This window comes from Parabacteroides sp. KHUB-03 (assembly GCF_056640975.1).
This window is the reverse complement of the sequence record NZ_CM153257.1, coordinates 343,952-363,409: the sequence shown is the minus strand read 5'-3', so window position 1 is coordinate 363,409 and position 19,458 is coordinate 343,952. Positions and strand designations below refer to the sequence as shown.

Here is a 19,458-nt window from a genome sequence, read left to right as displayed (position 1 = left end):
CATATAAAATAAGATTTACTAACATCCTTCTCATAAATATTATAATAATCTTATAATTTTAACTTGAAGTCAGGTGCATTTCAGGTATATCTATTAACATATTTAAAAGAACAAATCTTTTTATGATTTAGTTCTAAGAAAACTAAAAAAAATCACATTTAATATATCTTTCACATTACAACTTCTTGTCTTTACGATTAATTCATACATTTGTGTATCGAAAAAATAATCAGAAAATTATGAATTGGACGCAACTACTTTCCGGAAAACGTTTCGGGATGGAAGAATATCACGAACGAAAACATGAGCGTACAGACTTCCAAAGAGATTATGACCGTTTAATTTTTTCTTCCCCTTTTCGCCGGCTACAAAATAAAACACAAGTTTTCCCCCTGCCCGGAAGTATCTTTGTCCATAACAGACTTACACATAGCCTGGAAGTATCGTGCGTAGGACGTTCCCTGGGTAATAATGTAGCTAAAGGATTAATGCAAAAGTATCCCAACGGGAGTATTAACTTTCCGGAAATAGGCTCCATTGTCTCTGCAGCATGTTTAGCCCATGATATGGGAAATCCCCCCTTCGGACATTCGGGCGAACGTGCTATTTCTGCCTATTTTTCGGAAGGAAACGGTAGAAAATTAGAGGAAAAAGTTCGCAAAGAGGGTAATCGTTGGGAAGATTTCGTCCATTTTGAAGGAAATGCAAATGCTATGCGGTTGCTAACTCATCAGTTTATAGGAAGACGAAAAGGAGGATTTGCTTTAACCTACAGTACACTTGCATCAATTATTAAATATCCATACGCATCTACTCAATCAGGCTCAAAAGGCAAATTTGGTTTTTTCCAGTCTGAAGAAGATACTTATATGCAAATTGCAAACGAACTCGGCATTTGTAAAAGTAAAGAAAACAACAATAGGTTTGTCCGTTATCCCCTGGTATACCTGGTTGAGGCGGCCGACGATATTTGTTATCAAATTATGGATATAGAAGATGCCTGCAAATTACATATCCTGACAAAAGAAGAAGCTATCAATCTACTACTTAATTTTTTTGAAGGAGAGCGTCTTGAACATATTGTAAAAATAATGAAAATGGTAGATGATACCAACGAACAGATAGCTTACTTGCGTTCATGTATCATCGGATTGCTGGTAGACGAATGTTCACGGGTGTTCCTTGAAAATGAAAATGGCTTACTGGATGGCTCTTATCATACGCCTTTAATCGAACAAATATCAGGGAAAGCGCAGGAAGCATATCAAACATGTTCCGCCACAGCCTACAAAAAGATATATAAAGCAAAAGAAGTACTTGACATAGAATTAGCGGGGTATCATATTTTCAGCCACCTGATAGACAGCCTCACGGAAGCAGTCATGAATCAGGATCATGCTTATAGCAAATTGCTTCTGCAGCGTATACCTGAACAATATAACACAAATGCACCCAGCACTTATGGCAAAATACAATGTGTGTTAGATTATATTTCCGGTATGACTGATGTATACGCACTAGATTTGTACCGTAAAATCACAGGAATGAGTTTACCGGCTGTATAGAGCATTAATATTCTTCGCGATATTTACTTTCTTCCTTGTCGTCAAGAATGTTAAGATAGCTCTTATAGCGGGATTCACTGATGCGATGGTTTTCCACTGCTTTAAGCACAGCGCAACCCGGCTCATGCCGATGCGAACAATTACTAAATTTACATTCGGAAGAAAAACTGAAAATCTCCGGAAAATAATGGGACACTTCTGCACCTTCCATCTCTATTGTTCCAAAACCTTTAATGCCCGGAGTGTCGATAATATAGCCACCATCCGGTAAGGGAATCATTTCAGAGAATGTTGTAGTATGCATTCCTTTATTATGGTATTCGGAAATCGTACCTGTCCGTAAATTCACCCCCGGAACCATTGTATTAATTATAGTAGATTTACCCACTCCCGAATGTCCAGACAGAAGTGTAATCTTATCCTTCAGTTCAGCCTTTAGCTCATCCAATCCTTCCCCTGTACGAGCACACAATTTAGAACAGGGATAACCAATTTTTGTATAAAGCTTAATAAGTTCTTCCAGGCATTCACGATCTTCGCCACGATAACGATCCACTTTATTAAATACCAGTTTCACGGGGACGCGGTAAGCCTCGGCTGTTGCTAAAAAACGATCAATGAATATAGTAGTTGTAATAGGATAGTTTACTGTAACGATCAGCATTGCCTGATCCAGATTTGCAGCAATGATATGAGATTGCTTGGAAAGATTGGATGCTCGGCGTATAATATAGTTCTTACGGTCTTCAATTTCAGAAATAAAAGCGGTTCCCTCCTGGTTTATATCTATCACCACACGGTCGCCCACAGCTATAGGGTTGGTACTGCGAATATCTTTCAAACGAAAGTTTCCCTTGATCTTACTCTCGATATCGCGTCCGTCTTCCGTACGAACAGTGTACCAACTACCTGTGTTTTTTATTACTAACCCTCTCATATCAGTTGACAAGTGACAGTTGACAAGTGACAGGTAAATATAAAACGTTGTCAACTGTCAACTGCCAGCTTATTTATACGGTCATTATTTCTTTTTCTTTTGCGGCGTAGATTTCTTCCACTTTCTTGATATATTTATCATGTATCTTTTGCACTTCCCCTTCTGCATCTTTTTCTACATCTTCAGGTACACCATCAGATTTAACGCTCTTTTTCAAAGCTTCAATTGCATCACGACGTGCATTACGTATACTGATTTTTGCACTCTCAGCTTCCTGTTTTGATTGTTTTGCCAACTGACGGCGACGTTCCTCTGTCAGAGGAGGAATTCCCAAACGAATAATCTCTCCGTTATTATCCGGCGTAATACCTACTTCAGAATCTAAAATAGCCTTCTCTATATCACGAATAATCTTTTTTTCCCAAGGAGTAATCATGATTGTTTTTGCATCAGGTACGGTTACAGTTGCCACATTGGTAAGCGGAACCAAACTACCGTAATAAGGGACCTTTACACAATCCAGAATTTTCGGATTTGCTTTGCCGGCCCGGATATGAGACAATTGTTCGTCAAGGTATTCTATTGCGAACTTCATTTTATCTTCCGACGCTTTTACATGTTGCTTTGTATCTACCATAGTTGTACGTTTATATTTGCCGTTTTTTTAATTAACAAAAGTAATAAAGATTTCGAAACCTGCAAAAATATTCGGATAATGTACTAAGCCTCTATGTTTATAACTAAAAAAGCGGATAGAAAATTAATAGTCGAAGTTGGCCGGCCGCTTACGGATCTATGATAGGATAGTTACGGCACAAATATATTAATGGATGTTCTTTTTGTTCATTATCCTTACAATAACTTATCGACAGATCGAATACATCCTTGATTTCCGGATCATTAATCAGCGGGTCATTTTTTTCCGACTCTAAAAACCAGCTAATCCACATTTGTCCCTCCTGTTTATCCAAATCCGTTTCTAATTCTTGATATAAACCAGGAAGATGGAAGACAATTAAAGCAGCCTGTTGAAAGTATTTGCGGTCGGTCGTTATCACCCAATCAATGGGAATATCTTCAATTCTCGGCAATAAATCTTCACTATATATCATATTGTATATTAATGCCATTATTTTTACCATAATCCGTCATTACTTTCTTTTGAATTTCCAAAGAAGTTTCTTCAATATCAGACGCAAAATACTTCCGAATTTCCACTTCCAACAAATCCAAAGGAACCATTTCTTTGAAGCAAGCACCTTTACGACCTCTAAAAGAAACAGATTGCAGATGATCATAATTGGCAGGTGTCACTATTCCTCCTAAACCGTAATCACCCAAAATAACACAGGGTTTACAAAGTGCCATCGCACGTATCGCATCGAATCCGGAGGCTACCACCAAATGGGCTCTCCTATAGATGGAAAGCTTGTAAGAGCCAGGTGCGACAATGACAAAAGAAGGCAATGCGTTCTTTAAACATCGATATTCATCTGAAACGATAGTTAGCAGGGCATTTGTTTTATGCAGAAAAGTCAATAATTTAAGGTCACTTTCCTTGATTGTATTTCCGGTTGGACAATAAACAATCCGGCAATACTTCGGTTGTTGTTCGTAAAAGTAGTAATTAGCCATTTTCTTCACCGGATAATTAAAATGAAGCATCATTTCTTCCGGTATACCAAAAGCCGGCAAGGCTGCATCACTCATACTCAGTACTCCATACAAATTCTTAAACGGGGCAATGTAGCTATCTAAACGGTTCGTTGTAGCAATAAACAATGCAGGAGATTTACCCAACCGCTTAAGCTGTTTTCTATAGCGTATAAGGCTAAGCGAATTTTGAATGATAATCAGATCATAAGATTGTCCCTGTTCATAGCTTTGCTCAGAAAACAGGTCTCCCAACAGATGAAGTTGATAATAGGTAGATAACGACTTAACTAAATAATTAGATATCTCTCTTGAACAAATATCCAACCTTTTTTGTGTTCCTACATATAGTATTAATAGATAGTTGACAGGCATACACAAAAAAAATTAAGATTAACAATTATTTCTTTAAAAATATAAACAATCTTGTTGTAAAAAACAACCCTTAAAGAGTTAAAATATTTAATACAACAAAGAAGGGGGCGGTAAAGAAATATTAATATACCCCAAGATATCCCAATATGCCACTAACATTATTTCTTCAATTTACCCACAAATAAAAATAAGTAGTCTTTAGTGTAACTTTTTAAATCGATTGTAGATTTGTGTGAATTTTTATTTTTGAGATTATCTGTAGTATTATTGTTTTTTTCCAAAAAGGAAATTATTTCAGACAAAAAATAATATTCTGAAAAATATCCATTAGAAATCGTATTTAATAAAATGGGATGCTTATTTCCCAATAATATGTTATAATCTGATGAGAAACAATCAAAAGCACAACCAGTCAATTTCTTTTTGTCAATTATAACTTTCTGATACGATAGATTTTCAGCGTTAGCAATTCTTTTATCAACTTCTATTATAAAGTGATTTGGGAGCTCGTAGATATAATAAGGAATATTATCTTCTGTATTTTTGATTCTAAATCGTGGTGATAGCCTATTTCTATTCTTTATAAAATGATATAAATAGTCAGACCCATTATTAACTCTATAATGAAAATAGCTAATTTCTTGCATCTGAAAATATGTTATTGCCATACTTCCTGAATAAGAAATATCACGATAATAAGTATAAGGTGCTATACTCTGTAAACGTTTACCTGTAAAATCCTGAATCCATATACAATGTTCAGTTTTACTATTAAAAGGAGTTAATATTAGAATTTCTTCATTTTTACTATTCACTTGGAAAGATGAACCAGAAATATTTTTATGGACCAAAGGTATGTTCCGATAATATTTGCCTAAAAAATCATATTCTAAAATAAAGTCGGTATTAATGGGTAATATGTAAATTCTATTATTTTCTTCATCCATAAAAATATTGTCTATGTTTATATATTGTCCTAATTTCTCACCAATCCGACCTATATTTCGAATAAAAGCCCCCTTTTTATCAAATAGCATTAGTGGTGATTTGGCATTAGAATACATGCAAATATAATTATCTGAAAATCGAAATACAGGAACAAAAGGATTCTCTAAACGGTCTTTTATTAAATTATCGAATGTGATAATGCTTAATGTATCAACTAATAAATAGATGGGTAGTTCTTTTTTATTTTTAGCAAGAGATATATCACAAACAATAACTGTGTCACTAATATTATCTCTGTATCTTTTTAAGATATTATTATGAGCAATAATTGCGTGATTTTCTTTATTTTTATCAGTTGATTTATGAGAATTACAACTGAACAAAAGAATAAAAATAACAAACACACAGTATTTTATAATCTGGACCATGACTGTAAATTGCAGAAACTGAAGTAATTCATAAAAATTTCAAAATCGCTTATTGAAGGACATAGGATATTATATTTACAACTTGAACATGGACTCACTGATTTTCTTGTTAAGAACCAATTTCTATTTTCTGTCATTTCTTTAAGAATAATATTTTTTATTGAATTTGATGATATATTGCCTAATGTAACTTTATTTATACAACTAAATATTTCACCATTTGGAAAAATTGATAATCTTCCGTAAAAATTTGAATTAATCAATTGTCGAGAAAAAATGGAATTTTCATCTAATTCTTGACTAAATATATCTAACAAATCGAATTTTAATTGATTAATACAAAAATCTTTATTATAGCCGGTGAAATATGGATAGTAGTATGAAAAATAATAATCATTTTTTGTATAATATTCTAATTCTGTATTATTAGAAAAAAGTCCAACATATTTATAATTGTTTGTATATAATTTTGTAAATGGAAAAACCCATAATATTATCCTATCGTTACTAAGATTTAGACTTGAAATTAATTTTTTGTTGGGATATATAGTATATACAAATATCTCAAATTTATCATTAAGTAATAAAACTAAATTATTTATTGATTCAATAATAAAATCAGAAAAATATCCGACTATCAGATTTAATCGAACCTTATATAAATACTTGTAATTGATAAATTTTAATAAAAAAGAAAAATCTACAATTTCATCATGAGATACTACAGGGAATAAGTAGTATCTGCTACAATTTTTATATGTATCATATTCATTGGATAAAGAATTTACATAAATTGTTATCTCTTTTAAATTATTTAATATTTTATTCCCCAATACGTTTTTTCTTTCTAGATCAAATTTTTTATCTTTATCGTTGCAATTTATTAGTTCTGAATAAATTACATGATTATGTCTTCCTATATTTAGCATTGGAGAAAAAAGGACTGGAATATTTTTTATATCTGTTAATAATTCTCCCATATGCTTTTCTTCTAAATCTTTTAAGAATAATTTAAAATCGTAATTTCCCATTAAACTTTCATCAAATTCAATATAATATTTAGATGTTTCATTTTGGTTAAAACACAAGAATAAATCGTAAACTATTCTCGAGTTAATAAGTAAAACTGATTTGTTTATTGTATTATACATTAATATTTCATCTGGTACTATATTGACAAAAACAAAACTATAGATAGCAACGATTCTTTTCATATTATTAAATTTTTGAAATATCAATCATGAAATTTGTATAATATTCTAATTGTTTGGTATAATCTTCTTTTGAAAATTTTTTGCATTTAAAATTCCTTTCAAACAGACAGGTGGAACAAGTATAAATATTATAGCATTTTAAGCATTCATTGGCAATAGTTTTGTAATATTTGTTATAATTAATTGCTAATGATTCAAAATCAAATTGTGGAATATTATTTATATCAATATATCCCAATGGATATTTGTAACCAATCTTTTCACATAAATGAATTTTTGAATCAGCTGAAACAAACAATTTAAATGAAAAAGGAGTACACGAAATGGTTGGAATATATGATGAAGAATCAATTATGTCAAGCAACTCACCTAAATTATTATAAGTATTACTAACCAATAGTGATATTTTCTTTTTTAAAGAATCAATTCTTGGATCTAATAAAAGATAATCTTTTCTATCTATAAAATTTTTAGACTTCACTAATTCTTCAATTAAATTTTTTTTCATCTTATTATATATATGCCTAGTGCTAGATAACAATGATGCTTGAGACAATTCAGACAATTTAGGTATCTTATCAAAGTTTGATTTCATAAACTCCAGTACGTCCAATAGAGAATTTTTATCGTGTAACACTGTGTTAAAAACAACTTTGTTTTTGAAATATTCGGGATATTTTTGTTTTAGTTTTTTTATATTAAGTAGTATTTTATTGTAAATTTTATTCCCTTTTTTAGAAACCCTATATGATGAGGAATTATAATCTCCATCTAAACTTATCATAAGCATGAAATTATTATTAACCAGAAAATCTAAATGCTTGTCTAACAATAAAGCATTTGTTGTCATTGTATATTCTATTTTGACATTATTTATTTTTATTTTATTCAAATACTCTACCATCTTTTTGATAAATCTAAAATTTAATAATGGTTCTCCTCCATAAAAACCTATTGTTAGAAATCGGGATATTGATAAATTATTTTTACTATTATAATTATTAAACATATAATCTATTAATCCTCGAGCTTTGTTGAATGAAAGATTTCTTATATGGTTATTTTCTGTATTATTATAAAGTTCACCATATGTACAATAATAACATTTTAAATTACATTTTTGAGTAACTTCAAATGTGATTACATTTACATTGCTAATATTTTGTTTAATGTAATCACTTGTTATAAGTGATAATTCATGAGTATTAGTATCAGTTAGAAAAGAATTATTTTCAAAAAACAATAGCTGTTTCTTTGCTTTATTTAGTTCACTTAAAGAATATTTTGAATTCATCTTTTCAAAAATGGAGTCGAAATTATACCCAGATAAATATAAATTGACTAATTCAAAAACAACTCTATTTAAGTAGCACAATTTTTTTCGACTAAAAGAATACATATAGGAATTACCATATTTATCTTTAAATAATATTGGCTTCATAATTTGTTTTTTTTAGGGAGCTAAAAGATAGCTCCCAATTTGATTAACTGCGTATTCGATTAAATCATGAACCTATATCTCTCACATATATATCGTTATCACGATTTTGTCCATAATTATCCGATAGAGCATAGCTAATATGAAAGCCGGAGCAAGTATTACAACCATAGGTCGTACTACACTTAAAATTGCAAGCACCTCCCAAAATTTTACTTTCTTCTTTTTTGGAAAGTTTGATTAAAGATAACTTTTTCATAAGCAATAATTTAATTATTAATTAATTGTTATAATATACCATTATTTCAAATGGTATATTATTATCAGTGGATTAGAGTCTTCGTTAACTTTTTTAATTTCCCCTTCGGGATTGTTTAATATTCCATTTTCTTTTAAATATAGTATTTCTGATGCAGTATTAAATTGAACTAATAATTTTTTATCCCAATACATTTTAGAAATCCATACAGGTATGTTGTTATTATATAAACTTTTTAAGCCAATCAGACTTAAATTTCTGTTATATTCCATCATTTCAAATGGATCTAATTTAGAGAGTATACCTGCTGTTTGTTTGTTTGTTTTATTATAAGAATAAATGTACATATTACTATTATATATTACTCTAACATAAAAATAATCAGTTGTTTCAAAAAAATCATGTATCAAGAAATTATTTTCAATCATATTGTCAGAACGAAAATTCGATAATTTTTTTTTGGCTTCAATTGTTCTTTCAGTATTTATTTCATATACAGGTTCTATACCTTTTGAAGAAAGGCTGAAAATAGTGTCGCTTAGAGATATATATGATAAATAATTGTTACTTATTCCTGAAATTAAATAAGAATTAATGATTCCTGTAATATCAGCTGATAATATTTCTTCATTAACAAAATTATTTCTTATATCAATAGTATCTCCATCTAAATTGAAAATGCCTAAACCTATCATTCTTGGATAATTTATAGGGAGAAATAGTTTTCCAGTTTCTATCCATAAATTATTCTTTAAATAATATTGGAAAGAAGTAAGTCTTGATATTTTTATAGTCTTAAGATAATTCCCATGGAAGTCATAGACTAATGTTGTAGATAATTGAGATATATATAATTCTTCTTTTTCTTCATTTGCTGAAATAGAATTTATGGATATAGTTTCTCCAGGTCCATCTCCTTTATGAGCAAAATGTCTAATAAATTTCCCTGATCTGTTGAACTGTAATATTCCTCCTTTTTTTGAAGAATGAATAAAAATATAATCATTTGTAACGCAATAATCTAATATGTTATTGATTGAAGATTCACCATCAGGAGTCATTTCTAATAATATATATTCAATTGAATCTAAATCGGCTTCAAAGAAAAGCTCATCTAACATCTTAGCTTCTTTTAAATCGATCCGGTCTAGTTCTAAAGAATGCATCTTTTTCTCTGTGCATCCAATTAATGATAATATCAAAACTAAAAGTAGCAGCTTTTTCATAATATAAAATCTATTTTAAAAAAATCCACAGTAATATTCTCCACTTTTTCATACTTATTATTGATATCTAGTATTTCATTATAATTAATAATATTATTTTTATCTTCAGTTTTATACATAAGGTATTTTTTTTTCCGTATTTTTTGAGTCAAATAGCCATAATGAAGAATTAAAGTTTGGCTTATATACGGCTTACTAAGATATGGTACTGATTTAAAGTGAAGTTTATTTGTTACTATATATTTCATTCTTCCTTGATTTCTGAACATCCTCCATCTTACCCATAAACCTTGGTTAAATATAAAATTAGACATTCCTATATTTACTCTATAAACCTTTTCGTTATCCCACAAATTTGCAATCCAAACCCCTACCGTATCTACATCGTCTCTTTTCATCACTTCCCGCAAATCCACAAACCGATCATCAAACCGCTCGTCTGCATCTATGAAAATGAACCATTCCGCTTTAAAGAACGAGGCTATGTCCAACAGGATATTGCGGTTTTGTTTGTCATTAAATTCGGTACGCACTTTTTTCGCTTTGATTAATAGTTTATCCGATTGGGCTATCCGGTAGGTATCGTCCGTACTTTCATCGTCCAGCAAGATGATGCCGTCACAATATTTTTCTACGCTTCGCAAACAATCAGTTATGCGTTCGGATTCATTGTATGTAGGGATTAATGCAATCAAAGGATATGACTTTTCAAATATATCATCTGACAGTAGATCAAATTGCGTTAAGGTTAAAAGATAATCCTGGCATTGCTGTTTGGCATAAGGATGTTCTTTCCAGTCATATTCTACCGTATAATTGGTTCCCCAATCAGATTTATTCACATTTATCTCTACGGGCAAAAGTATTTCCGATAATAATTCATGCTGTATGACTGTTTCTTGAGAGAGATCCTCCTTCTGAATCGATATAGCTTCTGGAAAAAACAGTTGATGGATACCAGCTAACTCCAAACGTCTGCGCAAATTGTCATCGGCGTCTCTCCATTCGGTATAATGTTCATCATATCCGCCTACCTTTTCAAAATATTCTTTTTTAGCCATGACGCTTCCATATGGAATCAACTTATCCATATACCGGGTTTGACCGGCAGCATAATGTTCCGGGTAAGAATCCTGCTTTTCGCGTAACTCATAGATTACGTCTGAGCAAAATTCCAATACCGGATACATAATCAAAACGTATTGTTTCGTTGCCTGTCGGATGCCGGCATTAAAATCAGTTGCCGGATTGTGTTGCGAGTGATCTTGCCTATTAATCACTACTTTCCAATTGATAAATGGATAAGTACGGATATAATCCAGTGTCTCTTGCTGTTCGTTCGGCTTATTGATCACCAGCACCACTTCAATACCGTTTCGTTCATAGTAGTTCGATTCAGACGAGAATACCCGTTTAAATTCATCTAACCGGCCACAAAGTGGTATTACGATGCTTAAATCAAAGTCCGGCAACTGTTTCATGGTGAAAAAAGTATTAGTTTCTCTTTCCACAATTCATACAGATTAGACCAAAGTATTCCGGTTTCCTCTTTATTATATCCGTTTCGTTCGGCTAACTCCAGTACAGACAAAGTTCCGTCACACTGTTTCAGCAGGTTGGCCATTTCTATATCTATCTCGCCAAAACACCCGAACCCACGCATCAGATTTTGTTTTCCGTCCGATTCTTCCAAAGCAAACAAAGAGGATAAGCGGGGCTTTAACGAATACCTTTCGCTGCGTTTGTTTATCGATGCAGACAAACTGATTATCCGCTCTGTTTCTTCCAATATTTTTTTATCAATAATAATTTTACCATAATCCGCAAATATCTTTTTTTGAACCTCAAAAAAAGATTTCAGGGAATCAGATGTAAAATACTTTCGAATTTCCACTTCCAACAAATCCAAAGGAACCATTTCTTTGAAGCAAGCACCTTTACGACCTCTAAAAGAAACAGATTGCAAGTGGTCATAGTTGGCAGGCGTCACCATTCCTCCCAGGCCGTAATCTCCTAAAATAACACAGGGTTTACAAAGTGCCATCGCACGCACTGCATCAATACCTGAGGCTACCACCAAATGCGCTCTCCTATAGATGGAAAGCTTGTAAGAGCTAGGTGCGACTATGACAAAAGAAGGCAATGCGTTCTTTAAACATCGATATTCATCCGAAACGATAGTTAGCAGGGCATTTGTTTTATGCAGAAAAGTCAATAATTTAAGGTCACTTTCCTTGATTGTATTTCCGGTTGGACAATAAACAATCCGGCAATACTTCGGTTGTTGTTCGTAAAAGTAGTAATTAGCCATTTTCTTCACCGGATAATTAAAATGAAGCATCATTTCTTCCGGTATACCAAAATCCGGCAAGGCTGCATCACTCATACTCAGTACTCCATACAAATTCTTAAACGGGGCAATGTAACTATCTAAACGGTTCGTTGTAGCAATAAACAATACAGGAGATTTACCCAACCGCTTAAGCTGTTTTTTATAGCGTATAAGGCTAAGCGAATTTTGAATGATAATCAGATCGTAAGATTGTCCCTCTTCATAGCTTTGCTCAGGAAACAGGTCTCCCAACAGATGAAGTTGATAATGGGCAGATAACAACTTAACCAGATAGCCGGATATTTCTCTCGAACAAGTATCCAGTCCTTCCTGTGTTCCTATATATAATATTGAAGAGTAGCTTATAGGCATATATGAGAGATCTAAGGTTAAATTATTTTTTCCAAAACTAATGGATTAAAATACCATAAACAAGCCTATTAAGAAAATGTCATTAAAATGTCATTAAATTAAAAACCAATTAGTAGCAGTCATTCAACAGATATAACTATAGTATTGTCGTCCTCTGATATATTACATAAGTTGCTTACATCGCTATTTTTATTTGCTTTAGTTCTTTTTTGATGTTAAGGCTTCTATTCAATTTTATTTATACATTCAGAATATTATATTTTGATCGCCCCTATTTATGTTTATTTCCTATACTTAGCCAACATAATTACCGGGTTTGATTCTTCATTCAATCCGGCTGCAATTTCTTCCAGTTTGCCTTTCAGTTGTCCTTTCCCGTAGGCCTCGACAAGTTCGTGGGCTTGTAATGACTGTCCGATTATGAATTCCTGATCTAAAGGTCTCGACGTCATATCCACTTCTCTTTTGCTGGTATAATCACCATTGTATATTTTAGGTATGAATAAAGAATTTTCCGGGTGATACTTCCATCCTGCTTGGAAAAGATTAAATAATATGGATGTATGACGTTTGACGGGTTTTCCAGACTATTATCCGGTACATAAGAAATCAAATTTTCCCGGTCGTAATTAAATGTATTTATATGAGAATCCGTACCTGCGGCTTTGAAACTCCTTTTAAAATTTCCGTCTAGATCATATACTGAGATTTTACTTCCGGTGTAGGCTATAACAAATATTTCCTTGTTTGCTTCATCCAGGACAATCTCAGTAATACCCACATATTCTTCGCCACCTTCCCCCTTCCTGTTTATCTTCTTCAAGCCTTTGCCGGTTTTTCTATCAAAAACAAACAAATTCCCATCGTTGATCCAGTTTGTTATTAATATAACTTCTGCACCAACGGCCATTACTTTACCTTGGGTAACAAACTCATCATTTGTTTCCAACGGGATGTATTCCACATCCATAAAATCCTGTAATATCAGTTCCTTTTCAGGATAATTCTTTGTAACATCAACTATGACGAGCTCATTTGTTGACTGTTTGTTCCCTCCGCACCCTGACATAACAAACAGAATTATTGCTACAATTGTAAATGATCTTTTCATGACAGTAATATTTTTGTTTACTTTTTCACATGGCAACAACTTATTAGTGTTTTCGTGTTCATCTTATAACCATATTATACAAATATACTGTTTATCAAATAAAATGATTAAAAAAACGGTTTGAAATCATCGAGGTGATTTAATAAAATGATCCCGATGATTTTAAAAAAACATCGGGATCATTTTATAAAGGGGTTGCCCCTCTATGACAAAGGGCAAAGAAATAGTTATCTTAATTCAGCTTTCTCCATAAATAGAGCAGATAAATAACTCCAATACTCAAAATAGCCACGGCTCCTGTCTGTGAGGCCATCATGTCTGAAGCAACTCCCATCAATAACGGGAATATTGTACCTCCGAATAGTCCCATAATCATAAGTCCTGAAACTTCATTCTGCTTATTCGGCATATAAAGTAACGCCTGAGAGAATATAATGGAAAAGACATTCGAGTTTCCAAAGCCGATCAAGCCTATACATATATATATAATAGACAACGAATGGAACAAGAATAAACCAACCATAGCTATCAGCATCAGTACCACACTGAAAATAAAAAAGGATTTAGGAGATATTTTCCGCATAATAAACGCACCCGAAAAACATCCGGCCGTACGGCAAATAAAATATAAACTGGTAGCAAAACCTGCATCAGCCAAAGTCATACCCAGACGTTCCATCAAAATCTTCGGGGCTGTAGTATTTGTACCTACATCAATACCCACATGACACATAATACCAATAAAGCATAGCAAAATAAACGGCTTACCCAGCAATGCCAGACATTCTCCGAATGTAGAAGGTTTTCCTTCTTCTTTTGTTTCATAGATAGAAGTTGCCCCCAATAAGAAAACAGCAACCACTGCTATTACCATATAAATAGGAAACAACACTCTCCATCCCAAGCCGAAAGAAGGTATAGCCATTGTTGCCCCCCACATAGCAATATAAGGCGCCAGGAACGATGCAATTGCTTTTATAAACTGTCCGAAAGTAAGAGTACTTGCCAGTTTATCTCCATTGACTATATTTGAAAGTAATGGATTCAGTGATGTTTGCATCAATGCATTTCCTATACCCAACAAAGAGAAGGAAACAAGCATTACCATATATGTATCACTGAAAACAGGAATCAGCAACGAAAGAAAAGTTACAACCAAACTTAACAGCACAGTCTTTTTTCGCCCGATCTTATTCATCAACATTCCTGTTGGAACAGAAAAGATCAAGAACCAGAAAAACACTAAAGACGGGAAAATATTTGCTTCCGAGTCTGTCAAGTTCAAATCCGCTTTTATATAATTGGAAGCGATTCCTACCAAATCAACAAATCCCATAGTGAAGAACGTAAGCATCACCGGGATCAATTTCCACGACATTCCTTTTTCTTTCATACTCATTATTCTTTATTTGGATATGGAGGCCATGCCCCCTCCTGTGTACAAACAAACGCAGCTGTCTCAACAGCTTTTTGGTGAGCTTCACGCAGAGACTTGCCTGTTAATATGGAATAAACAAATGCACCGGAAAAAGAATCGCCGGCTCCAACAGTATCTGCAACCTTTACTTTAGGGGTAGGAATCGTAGATTTTTCTCCCGTAGAGTATATCGTGCTGAAATCGGCACCGGCAGTTAAAATAAGATACTTCAGAGAATAAGCTTCCATAAACCAGTTGCAAACATCATCAACCGAACCTTCCAAGCTGAACATTGAACGGAGCAATTCCAGTTCCTCATCATTTATTTTAAACACATTAGCTTGTTCAAGCAATGAGTCTATAAGCTCTCTGGAATAATAAGACTGGCGGATGTTTATATCAAAAAAGCGCAAAGAATCTTCCGGTATATAGCTCAGTAATGTACGAAGAGTCTCCCTCGATTCAGGAGCGCGTTGTGCCAAAGTTCCGAAGCATACGGCATCAGTTCTCTTCATCAAATCGATCGCATCTTGTGTAAGTGGTATATGATCCCAGGCTACCCCCTCTATAATAGTATAAGAAGGTATTCCGTCTTTCAACTCCACCATAACACTACCTGTAGGATATTCTACTGTGCTGATATAATAACTGATGTGGTTCTTATCCAGTTCCTGTAAAATTTCCGTACCAAAAACATCATTGCCTACTGCACTGATAGCATATCCTTCCGCTCCTAACTGGGTAGCATGATACACGAAATTAATAGGAGCACCGCCAGCCCTTTTTCCTGTGGGAAGCACATCCCACAGGAGTTCGCCAATGCCTGCCACTACTGGTTTATTCTTTTTCATGAGTATAAATTTATATCTATTTCCAAATTGAATGTAACTCTGTAATTTTAGCTTCTGTTATTTGTATATCTCCATTTTCCGTAAAGACTTCTATCGTATCAAATGGTTCGGACGGATAAAACACATCCGTTATGGCAATACGGCCTTCTGCCGTAAAAAATTCCACAGAAGCTACATCTATCAACAATGTCCATTCTACAGTCGGCGTATTAACAATATAAGGTGTCGAATGGATAGAGGCAAACTTATCTGAAAAAACTTCTCCTATTGCATTCGTACGATCTACATAAAACAATTTGTCTACATTCTCATATCCTATGGTTATATATTCGCCTTTTCCATTCTTCAATCGTACACCATAACGGGAAGCAAAACCCAACCGGGTATTATTTTCCTGGTTAAAAGTCAGTTTAAGCTCAATCGGAGCTTTTGCAAAATCGAACTTATCAGACAGTACTTCCGATTTACTGACATTAATATCTTTCAGGTCTACGGATTCACCATACAAAGTACTTATTTCTTTTACCGGCTCCGAAGTCAATAAATAAACCGGCCCATCTTTGACCAAACCTAATTCGCGGGGCAAAGTAGCTGCGCCACTCCATTTAACACACGGTTTATCACCTGCATACTGCCAGTTATTCATCCAACCTATCAGAATTTGGCGACCATCCGGTGCATCAGACCAAGTCACTCCTGCATAATTATCGCGTCCGTGATCCATCCAAAATGTCTTTTTCTGGTCGCTGGTAAATGTTTTACCATCAAAATCTCCTACAAAATATTGTGTGGCAGAACCGCCGGCCGGACCACCCGGATTAATATTTACAATCAAAACCCATTTAGTCTCATCCGATCCTTTTACTTTCAAAGGAATCAAATCCGGACATTCCCACACTCCGTCATGACAGCCGTATCCTTTGCCAAAATTACTCAGGTAAGTCCAGTCTTTACAATCCGGAGAAGAATAGAAACGTATCTCTTGTCCCGAAGCCAAAGCTACAATCCACCGTTTGCTCGCTTCATGCCAGATTACTTTCGGATCGCGGAAATCACGAATACCCGGATTCTTAATCACCGGATTTTTATCATATTTCGTCCACGTACGACCCTTATCCGTACTATAAGCAATAGCCTGAGATTCGACTTCAATTTCTTTGGCTTGTTCTATATCCGGATTATGATAAGTAAAGAAAGCTACCAACGGAGGATTCTCTTTTGTTCCGAAACCGGATGTATTATTCCAGTCTACCACTGCACTTCCCGAGAAAATATATCCAAGGCTATCCGGATACAAGGCAATAGGCAAATGTTCCCAGTGTACCAAATCTTTACTTACCGCATGTCCCCAGTGCATAGGTCCCCAAACAGACTTCTCGGGATAATGCTGGTAAAAAAGATGATATTCTCCTTCATAATACACCATTCCATTCGGGTCGTTCATCCAATGTTCCGCCGGTGAAAAATGAATTTGCGGACGGTATTTTTCCTGAAACAGCGAAGTTACCTCCGCTGTTTCAGTATTTTTATTTGTTTTGTTTCCCGTACAGGCTGTAAATCCGATAACGGCAGCCAGTGCACAATGTAATAAACCTTTCATTTGTTTGTGTTTTATCAGATTGTTGTTATTTCCAAATGGACTGAAGCGTATAAACCTCAAGGTTCTTCACTTCAATATTATGACCCCAGAAATGGAATCCTTCCTTATTGTTCGGATCAGCTTTACGTTCCATGTAATAAGCGTAGGCACCGCCATCTACATATACTTCCACCATTGTCTTGTCCAGAATAATATCAACAGTGATTTCCATGCTTGTTCTGTCTTCAGGGGAATAGAATACTCCGTTTACGCGATTAAAATTCATATCATAATCTAATAAACGTTGTCCAAACAGGTTCAGGCCTGCACTGGTTGCATGAGACAACTTCAATGTGGTACGTATACGAAGAGCTCCAGCATTGTTATACGGCTGCAACATCTTGCTTGCTTGCTGAACTGTCAGGTCTTTTCTGTCAAACGCTTTCGTTTGTAGCATTTCCACCTCTTTTACAGGCTCGCTGAATAATCTGACACCATCTTTAGTGGTACGTAAAGATAAAGAAGTAGGCAGCGTCATTGTACCTTTGAACGGCATGCCTGCATGGTCTATGTTACTCCAACCAATCTGTATGCGGCGTCCGTCACTTTCAGGTATATTAGTAAATGTCTGCGCTGCATAGATAGCACCTGAAGTGAAATAATATTTACCAGCTTCCGGTGTAAAAGTCTTTCCGTCAAAAGAACCGATCATATAGGTTCCCGAAGCTCCGTACATTACCCATTTTTTATTGTCAGGATTGCCATCCACTGCCAGTTCAAACAGTTCAGGGCATTCCCAGAAACCGGTCACATGACTCTGGAATGTCCAATCTTTCAAGTTAGACGAATTATAAATTGAGTGCCCATCGCGTTCATTCAGGATCATAACCCAATTGTTACCCGGTGCGTACCAAAATACTTTCGGGTCGCGGGTATCCCGTGATTGCCACTTGTCAAACGAGTCTATCACCGGATTTCCTTTATATTTCGTCCACGTACGTCCTTTATCCAGGCTATAAGCGATACACTGCACCTGTTTCTGCGGTTGATCGGCAGTATAGATAGCTACCATAGCCGGTGTATTACCTTTATTAAAACCAGCCGTATTATTGTAGTCTATCACAGCAGAACCAGAGAACATCGTTCCGTGTTCGTCCGGATACAAGGCTACCGAAAGTTCTTCCCAATGAATAAGGTCTTTACTTACCGCGTGTCCCCAATGCATATTACCCCATTCACGTTCATACGGGTTATGCTGATAGAACAAATGATATTCGCCATCATAATAAAGCAGACCGTTCGGGTCATTATTCCAGCCTCTGCGTTGCGTGTAATGTACTAAAGGACGGTTTTCTTCTTTGTACATATTTTCGTGTCCGGCAACTTCATCGGCCTGATATATCTTATCCATCCCGGTATTATCTCCTTTATAAGAGATAACTATATTCTTATTTTTATATTGAGAGACATCGCAGAACACCCAATAGTCTGGGTTGGCGGGTGCCAGGCGTATATCAAAAGCCTGCTCTTTACCATCTGCGCTTAATGTCATTACGGCGCGGTCTACCTTCTGGGAGACAGGAAGATTCAAATATTTCTTAGTAATTTTCATCTTGATATCTTCTGCACTCACTATGCAGGACAGGGTTAACATGGCACCTGTTAAAGTCAACAATTTACTGTAATTCATGCGTTATACGTATTTAGAATTAAAGAGATATTATAAATGAAAGATAAGCAGACTATCAAAAGC

The 19,458-nt window shown here is 34.5% G+C and carries 15 protein-coding genes and 1 pseudogene; 1 reads left to right on the top strand and 15 read right to left on the bottom strand.

Annotated elements, in window-relative coordinates; all coding sequences use genetic code 11:
* The first annotated feature begins 239 nt into the window (after positions 1-239).
* Positions 240-1,565: a dGTP triphosphohydrolase gene (gene dgt, locus ACYIB7_RS01445; RefSeq protein WP_099463729.1), complete on the top strand. Its 1,326-nt coding sequence runs from the start codon at positions 240-242 to the stop codon at positions 1,563-1,565.
* 4 nt (positions 1,566-1,569) lie between these two features.
* Here the strand turns inward: dgt and rsgA are convergent, their stop codons facing one another.
* From rsgA to ACYIB7_RS01370, 15 genes and pseudogenes are all read right to left on the bottom strand, one after another.
* Entirely contained in the window at positions 1,570-2,502 is a 933-nt protein-coding gene (gene rsgA / locus ACYIB7_RS01440) for a ribosome small subunit-dependent GTPase A (protein WP_103983471.1), read from the bottom strand.
* 73 nt (positions 2,503-2,575) lie between these two features.
* Entirely contained in the window at positions 2,576-3,139 is a 564-nt protein-coding gene (gene frr, locus ACYIB7_RS01435; protein ID WP_099463731.1) for a ribosome recycling factor, read from the bottom strand.
* 148 nt (positions 3,140-3,287) lie between these two features.
* Positions 3,288-3,614: a hypothetical protein gene (locus tag ACYIB7_RS01430; RefSeq protein WP_103983472.1), complete on the bottom strand. Its 327-nt coding sequence runs from the start codon at positions 3,612-3,614 to the stop codon at positions 3,288-3,290.
* Complete coding sequence (locus ACYIB7_RS01425; RefSeq protein ID WP_480337889.1) at positions 3,604-4,530, bottom strand: hypothetical protein; 927 nt, start codon at positions 4,528-4,530, stop codon at positions 3,604-3,606. Before ACYIB7_RS01425 ends, ACYIB7_RS01430 begins: the two co-directional genes overlap by 11 nt.
* A gap of 158 nt (positions 4,531-4,688) precedes the next feature.
* Positions 4,689-5,882: a 6-bladed beta-propeller gene (locus ACYIB7_RS01420; RefSeq protein WP_480337887.1), complete on the bottom strand. Its 1,194-nt coding sequence runs from the start codon at positions 5,880-5,882 to the stop codon at positions 4,689-4,691.
* Positions 5,883-5,890: 8 nt separating this feature from the next.
* Positions 5,891-7,120 carry an SPASM domain-containing protein gene (locus ACYIB7_RS01415; protein ID WP_480337885.1) on the bottom strand — a complete coding sequence of 410 codons (1,230 nt, stop codon included), beginning with the start codon at positions 7,118-7,120 and terminating at the stop codon, positions 5,891-5,893.
* 4 nt (positions 7,121-7,124) lie between these two features.
* Positions 7,125-8,561 (bottom strand): radical SAM peptide maturase, encoded by a 1,437-nt coding sequence (locus tag ACYIB7_RS01410; RefSeq protein ID WP_480337884.1) that lies wholly within the window; start codon positions 8,559-8,561, stop codon positions 7,125-7,127.
* A gap of 297 nt (positions 8,562-8,858) precedes the next feature.
* Complete coding sequence (locus tag ACYIB7_RS01405) at positions 8,859-10,043, bottom strand: 6-bladed beta-propeller (RefSeq protein WP_480337882.1); 1,185 nt, start codon at positions 10,041-10,043, stop codon at positions 8,859-8,861.
* Positions 10,040-11,524, bottom strand: coding sequence for a glycosyltransferase family 2 protein (locus ACYIB7_RS01400; RefSeq protein WP_480337880.1), 1,485 nt, complete (start codon positions 11,522-11,524; stop codon positions 10,040-10,042). Before ACYIB7_RS01400 ends, ACYIB7_RS01405 begins: the two co-directional genes overlap by 4 nt.
* A complete protein-coding gene (locus ACYIB7_RS01395; RefSeq protein ID WP_480337879.1) occupies positions 11,521-12,747 on the bottom strand; it encodes a hypothetical protein in 1,227 nt (408 codons plus the stop codon). The genes ACYIB7_RS01400 and ACYIB7_RS01395 overlap by 4 nt, the downstream gene beginning before the upstream one ends.
* Positions 12,748-13,028: 281 nt before the next feature.
* A pseudogene (locus ACYIB7_RS01390) lies at positions 13,029-13,858 on the bottom strand (6-bladed beta-propeller).
* Positions 13,859-14,090: 232 nt separating this feature from the next.
* Complete coding sequence (locus tag ACYIB7_RS01385) at positions 14,091-15,251, bottom strand: MFS transporter (RefSeq protein ID WP_480337877.1); 1,161 nt, start codon at positions 15,249-15,251, stop codon at positions 14,091-14,093.
* Positions 15,252-15,256: 5 nt separating this feature from the next.
* Complete coding sequence (locus tag ACYIB7_RS01380; protein WP_103983968.1) at positions 15,257-16,126, bottom strand: carbohydrate kinase family protein; 870 nt, start codon at positions 16,124-16,126, stop codon at positions 15,257-15,259.
* 16 nt (positions 16,127-16,142) lie between these two features.
* Positions 16,143-17,726: a glycoside hydrolase family 32 protein gene (locus ACYIB7_RS01375; RefSeq protein WP_480337876.1), complete on the bottom strand. Its 1,584-nt coding sequence runs from the start codon at positions 17,724-17,726 to the stop codon at positions 16,143-16,145.
* Positions 17,727-17,751: 25 nt separating this feature from the next.
* Positions 17,752-19,359 (bottom strand): glycoside hydrolase family 32 protein, encoded by a 1,608-nt coding sequence (locus ACYIB7_RS01370; RefSeq protein WP_480338495.1) that lies wholly within the window; start codon positions 19,357-19,359, stop codon positions 17,752-17,754.
* Between the last annotated feature and the right edge of the window lie 99 nt (positions 19,360-19,458).

Coding starts and splice junctions, on each gene's coding strand:
- dgt (WP_099463729.1), top strand. CDS start 240: ATGAATTGGACGCAACTACTTTCCGGAAAACGTTTCGGGATGGAAGAA.
- rsgA (WP_103983471.1), bottom strand. CDS start 2,502: ATGAGAGGGTTAGTAATAAAAAACACAGGTAGTTGGTACACTGTTCGT.
- frr (WP_099463731.1), bottom strand. CDS start 3,139: ATGGTAGATACAAAGCAACATGTAAAAGCGTCGGAAGATAAAATGAAG.
- ACYIB7_RS01430 (WP_103983472.1), bottom strand. CDS start 3,614: ATGATATATAGTGAAGATTTATTGCCGAGAATTGAAGATATTCCCATT.
- ACYIB7_RS01425 (WP_480337889.1), bottom strand. CDS start 4,530: ATGCCTGTCAACTATCTATTAATACTATATGTAGGAACACAAAAAAGG.
- ACYIB7_RS01415 (WP_480337885.1), bottom strand. CDS start 7,120: ATGAAAAGAATCGTTGCTATCTATAGTTTTGTTTTTGTCAATATAGTA.
- ACYIB7_RS01410 (WP_480337884.1), bottom strand. CDS start 8,561: ATGAAGCCAATATTATTTAAAGATAAATATGGTAATTCCTATATGTAT.
- ACYIB7_RS01405 (WP_480337882.1), bottom strand. CDS start 10,043: ATGAAAAAGCTGCTACTTTTAGTTTTGATATTATCATTAATTGGATGC.
- ACYIB7_RS01400 (WP_480337880.1), bottom strand. CDS start 11,524: ATGAAACAGTTGCCGGACTTTGATTTAAGCATCGTAATACCACTTTGT.
- ACYIB7_RS01395 (WP_480337879.1), bottom strand. CDS start 12,747: ATGCCTATAAGCTACTCTTCAATATTATATATAGGAACACAGGAAGGA.
- ACYIB7_RS01385 (WP_480337877.1), bottom strand. CDS start 15,251: ATGAAAGAAAAAGGAATGTCGTGGAAATTGATCCCGGTGATGCTTACG.
- ACYIB7_RS01380 (WP_103983968.1), bottom strand. CDS start 16,126: ATGAAAAAGAATAAACCAGTAGTGGCAGGCATTGGCGAACTCCTGTGG.
- ACYIB7_RS01375 (WP_480337876.1), bottom strand. CDS start 17,726: ATGAAAGGTTTATTACATTGTGCACTGGCTGCCGTTATCGGATTTACA.
- ACYIB7_RS01370 (WP_480338495.1), bottom strand. CDS start 19,359: ATGTTAACCCTGTCCTGCATAGTGAGTGCAGAAGATATCAAGATGAAA.